1 protein-coding gene is annotated in these 1029 nt (G+C 63.2%); it reads left to right on the top strand.

The genetic code is table 11. The features are described 5' to 3' along the window. Positions 1-210: 210 nt before the first annotated feature. Positions 211-1029 (top strand): IS5 family transposase (locus AB0A61_RS41140; protein ID WP_361304759.1); only part of this gene is annotated, 819 nt, incomplete at its 3' end.

Below are 1029 nucleotides of genomic sequence, written 5' to 3' on the forward strand. Positions count from 1 at the left end.
CAGGTCAGGCCCTGTATGCGGCTCTCGTTCCTGTCCTTGTTTGGGGGCTTTCATTCGGTAGGCCGTGTATGACCTTCTGTGTGACGAGGGATCAGCCGTCCGTCTCGTTCGCTTCTGTGTCTGGAAGTCCGTCTGGTTTGAAGATGCCCCGGAATCGCCTGATGGGCAGCGGAACCTGGTCTTCCGGCTCGCCCGTGATCACGCTACGCCGTGAGCGAGCGCAAGCCGTACCCCAGCGACCTGTCCGATGCCCGATGGGCCCTGATCGAGCCGACGTTGACGGCCTGGAGAAAGGCCCGGCTCGACCGCAGACCCACCGGGCAGCCGGCCAAGGTCGATTTACGGGACGTCTTCAACGCGATTCTCTACGTGAACCGCACGGGAATCCCCTGGAAGTACCTCCCGCACGACTTCCCGAACCATGGCACCGTCTATGCCTACTACGCCGCGTGGCGGGACGAAGGAATCTTCGCCCAGCTCAATTACGACCTGACGGGACTGGCCCGGGTGAAGGAGGGGCGCAAGCCCGAGCCGACTGCCTCCGTGATCGACACCCAGAGCGTGAAGACCTCCTGCAACGTGCCCCTGACCAGCCAGGGGACAGATGCGGCCAAGAAAATCGTTGGGAGGAAGCGCGGCATCCTCACCGACACGATCGGCCTCATCCTCGCCGTGACCGTCACCGCCGCCGGCCTGTCGGAGAACGTCCTGGGAATGCGCCTCCTTGACCAGGCGAAGGAGAAGTACCCCACCATCTCAAAGAGTTGGGTCGATACCGGCTTCAAGAACGCCGTCGTCGAGCACGGTGCCCGCCTCGGAATCGACGTCGAAGTCGTCAACAGAGAACCGGACATCCGTGGGTTCCACGTCGTGAAAAGGCGCTGGGTCGTCGAGCGGAGTATCGGTTGGATCATGATGCACCGCCGCCTCGCCCGCGACTACGAGACCCTCACCGCCAGCTCCGAAGCCATGATCCACATCGCCTCGATCGACAACCTCGCCAGGCGCATAACGGACGAGACCACCCCC

Origin of the sequence: Streptomyces sp. NPDC046197 (assembly GCF_040646295.1) — a bacterium.
In the GTDB taxonomy this organism is placed as follows: Bacteria; Actinomycetota; Actinomycetes; order Streptomycetales; family Streptomycetaceae; genus Streptomyces.